3 protein-coding genes are annotated in these 4,096 nt (G+C 39.8%); 1 reads left to right on the forward strand and 2 read right to left on the reverse strand.

The genetic code is table 11. From position 1 onward, the window contains the following. Nucleotides 1–338: 338 nt before the first annotated feature. The gene (locus FNW02_RS37520; RefSeq protein ID WP_225226293.1) at nucleotides 339–785 is read left to right on the forward strand and encodes a group II intron maturase-specific domain-containing protein; all 447 of its coding nucleotides are present in this window, start codon (nucleotides 339–341) and stop codon (nucleotides 783–785) included. Between the two features lie 221 nt (nucleotides 786–1,006). On the opposite strand, the gene cofH is transcribed toward FNW02_RS37520, so the two are convergent. Beyond that, a complete protein-coding gene (gene cofH, locus FNW02_RS37525) occupies nucleotides 1,007–2,152 on the reverse strand; it encodes a 7,8-didemethyl-8-hydroxy-5-deazariboflavin synthase subunit CofH (RefSeq protein ID WP_191762533.1) in 1,146 nt (381 codons plus the stop codon). A 91-nt stretch (nucleotides 2,153–2,243) separates the two neighbouring features. Next, a partial coding sequence (locus FNW02_RS37530) for an ArnT family glycosyltransferase (protein ID WP_191762534.1) occupies nucleotides 2,244–4,096 on the reverse strand: 1,853 nt, incomplete at its 5' end.

Genomic DNA, 4,096 nt, shown 5'->3' on the forward strand with positions numbered 1-4,096 from the left:
CAGATTCACGCTGAGAAATGATTGAAGCAAAGTGGAGCTAGTAATTTGCTTAAGCCGGATGTGCTGAAAGGTACAAGTCCGGTTTTGAGGGGAGGGGGCAATGGTGACATCGCCTCTTTACCCGACTGCTTCATCCCGACCTTGAGGTAGTCAAGGACTGTCAATCCTTAATTTCAGACTGGTTAACCGCTTTAGGGTTAGAACTAAAATCCAGCAAGACAAAGATTGTTCACACGCTCAATCCCGTCGGGGAAAATAAGCCAGGGTTTGATTTTTTGGGTTTCAGCATCAGATCATACCCCGTAGGCAAAACAAATAGCGGCAAGAACAACGGCAAATTGACTGGGTTCCAAACATTCATCAATCCAAGCAAAGCGAATGTCAAAGCCCAATATCAAAAGATAGCAGAGCATATTGAATCGCTTAAAGCTGCCCCTCAAACGAGAATCATCAGCGACCTCAATCCTGCGATTCGAGGATGGAGCAACTACTATGCAACTGTGGTCAGCAAGGATACTTATTCCAAGCTAGACGCACTGCTATGGAAGAAACTCTGGCGATGGGCAAAGTTCAGACATCCGAAGAAAGGGAAAAAATGGATTGCAAATCGATATTGGCTGATTGACAAAGGTGAAGGATGGAGATTCAGCGATGGAGTTCTCAAACTCCTACGCCACGCTGAAACGCCCATTCGTCGTCATATTAAAGTCAAAGGAACAGCATCCCCCTACGACGGAAACTGGACATATTGGAGTAAAAGACGGGGTTCATTTCCACATGGATGATGCCATAGAAATTCATCATACCGATGGGAATCATCGCAATACCAAAATGGAGAATTTGACAGCCATCCACCGTCACTGCCACGACCGGGTACACGGTGGTAAAGGCAATTCAACCCAGCTTAGTACCCATGCCAAGGGTCAATCTGGAGAGGAGCCGGATGAGCGGAAACTCTCACGTCCGGTTCTGAAGCCGAGCATGGCGGGCGACCTCCATGCTTAGGTTAACGGTTTTCAGTATATCTCTTATAAAGAGTATCTCGTTGTTGGTAAGGTCGTCCTAAAGAAGCGATCGCTGTTTGCAATGTTTCTACTTCCATGCATGTGCCACCTAAAGCACCTGCCATTGTGGTAATGTGTTCTTCCATCAATGTGCCGCCAATATCGTTACAACCCCAAACTAAGGCTTCTTTTGCACCTGCAAGCCCCAGCTTTACCCAACTCGGTTGATGATTAGGAATCCAATTACCTAGGAAAATCCGCGCCACAGCTCCCAGTACTAGCGCATCAGTCAAAACTGGTTGATCGCGTCCGACACGACGACGTAATGGTTTAGGCGCTTCTTGACCGACGAAGGGTAATAAAATAAATTCAGTAATACGAGCTGGGTAGCCCTGCTTGATGGCGGTTTTTTGAAGCGATCGCAATTTTTCTAAATGCTCAATTTGCTGTACTGGCGTTTCAATATGCCCAGACAGCATGGTGCTAGTAGTATATAAGCCTAATTTGTGAGCTGTAGTGACAATCTCTAGCCAAGTGTCTGTGTCAATCTTCTCTGGACACAGTATCCGTCGCACTTCATCGTCTAACACTTCGGCTGCTGTTCCTGGCATTGAATTAACGCCAGCATCTCGCAAAGCGGTAATAACATCCGCATACTCAAGTCCGTCAATTCTGGCTATAAATTGCACTTCTTGCGGAGAAAAAGCGTGTAGATGTATCTGGGGAAATTTCTGCTTGATGGTTTCTACTAGCTTCAGGTAATAAGCCAAAGATTTGCCGTTTATCTGCGCTTGTGGGTGTAATCCTCCCTGCATACAGATTTCCGTCGCACCCCGATGCACTGCATCTGTAGCCTTTTCCAAAATTTGCGCCCAGTCTAACCAGTATGCACCGGCATCACCATCATCTCTACGGAAAGCACAAAAACTACAGTGCTGCTCACAGATATTAGTAAAGTTGATATTGCGGTTAATTATGTAGGTAACTGTGTCACCTACTTGAGCGTGACGGAGTTTGTCAGCTGTGGCGCGAATCGCTGCGATCGCCTCTGGATCAATTTGTTTTAATAATATCACTCCCTCTGAAGGAGATAAATCGTACCCCATCAGAGCACGTTCAAGAATTGTTTCGACAGCACTTTTGGTCACATTACATCTCTAAAAATAAAGTATTACTCTCTTAATTTTCTCAGTAAATTTTAATTTTGTGAGCCTGTAGCCAATCAAATTCTCCAAAATTCTATTTGTTTATAAATACACCAAGTTCTGGAGAATCCCAGGCTCGAACATAAATTTTATCTTGAAAATTAATCGTTTGGCGTTTTTTTTGCTTGCTTTTTTTTGTTTCCATTGAAATGATTCCACAAGGTATAAAATCTTTATAGGGATACTCTGTTTCTAAAGACGCCGAAACGTTATTTAAATTAACATGTTGCATTTTAACTATTTCTTGTTGATTTTGCTGCAAAAGCACCCATAAAGGATATTCCCAAGGGTCATTCCCCATTGATAACCCAATATTCGAGCATTTTGCTGAATTCAAAAACTCAACTGCTCCTGTGTAAGTTACGTTGAGGTATGGTCTATTGCTAAAGTATTGTTCAATTCTACTTGTTTGGAAAATGCTTTTATGAGAAATAATCGGTCTATATCTGTTAAAAAATACCCAGCTTAATGAGGAACAAAGCAGAAAAACTCCTATAATTATTGCTATTTTATCTTTCTTAGCTTTGGATAAAATAACACCTATAAAAGGAGACATCAACACGAAAAAAGGTAAATGAAGACGACTATTCCAGGCTTGCCATTTTACCAAATAGCAAAATATAAAAAACGTAACCAGAACAGTAATTAGATAAGCAAAAATATAACTTTGTTTACGAAGATATTTTTGATTAATAAAAACTGTAATACATAGAAATATTAGAATTAAATGTATTAAATTGCCGGCACTGTTTTCGTTACCAGTTATTCCTATTGTTGACCAACCTCCTGGGACAAAGAATGTTTTAGAAAAAGTTATCCTAGGGTCATCAACATCTACACTAATGAATGCGTGTATAATTCTGATTAACTTATTGGCTATTCCATTCCATAAACCGATTGGTGTGCCTATATGCAAAGCAAGATTTCTGAGTATATTGGAAAAAAGTATATTAACACCAAATACTTCATTTCGATAACTACCTGGTTCACCAAGTGGCGAGGCGAACAAATTATAATTACGTAAATAGTGACTAATATTAAGCAGTAAAGCTATACTACTTACAATCAAAGCTGGCTTCCACACTTGCCAACGTAAGCGTTTAATCTGAGATACACTCAACCAAATTAAGAAGGGAAATACATAAAAATAAGCTGTTGCCTTAGTTAAAATAGCTAATCCTATACTACTACCGATTTGGAAGAAATTAGTCCAATTAGAATTTTCTCTTGCTTGTAGAGTTAATAGCAGATAGTGAGCAAGACAAACTACCCAAAATGCGATTACATAATCATTTTGAGTGCTTGATGCTTGCAAAATACCCATAGGAATCGTTACAGCTACAACAGCAGAGAAAACCTGACCTTTTAAATTTGCTCCTAGTTGTTTTGCAATTAATGAGACTGCAATAAGGCAGCCAATCATACTCAACCATTGAACTAAGTTAGCGAAGTAGTCACCACCACTCAAAATTTGAAAATGCAAAATCACAAACTCTGACCAAGGGTTTTGATATAGTTGTGGTGTATAACTTGTTGGATAATGATCAACGCTATGATTTTGTATCCAATAAGCAACGCGACTCATGTGATAGTCCATAGAGTCCCAATTATTTGGTGGTGCGATGATGGCAATTAATCCAATTGTTACTATATAAACAGCTATGGCGCACAATAATAAAATTATTAAGGGCTGCGTTTGATTTTTTTTATTTATTCGAGATATATTATTTACTGAAATATAAACATTTTGAGCATTTAAATGGCATTGTTGCATGAATACGGAGAAATGGTAAATTTTACTTATTCCCTTGTACTCCCTGCCAGTTAAAACGTGAAAACCAAAGCGAAGTATAAAGTTGGTAACTGGAATGCTTATGATGCAGCACT

Source organism: Komarekiella delphini-convector SJRDD-AB1 (genome assembly GCF_014831675.1).
Classification (GTDB): Bacteria; Cyanobacteriota; Cyanobacteriia; order Cyanobacteriales; family Nostocaceae; genus Komarekiella.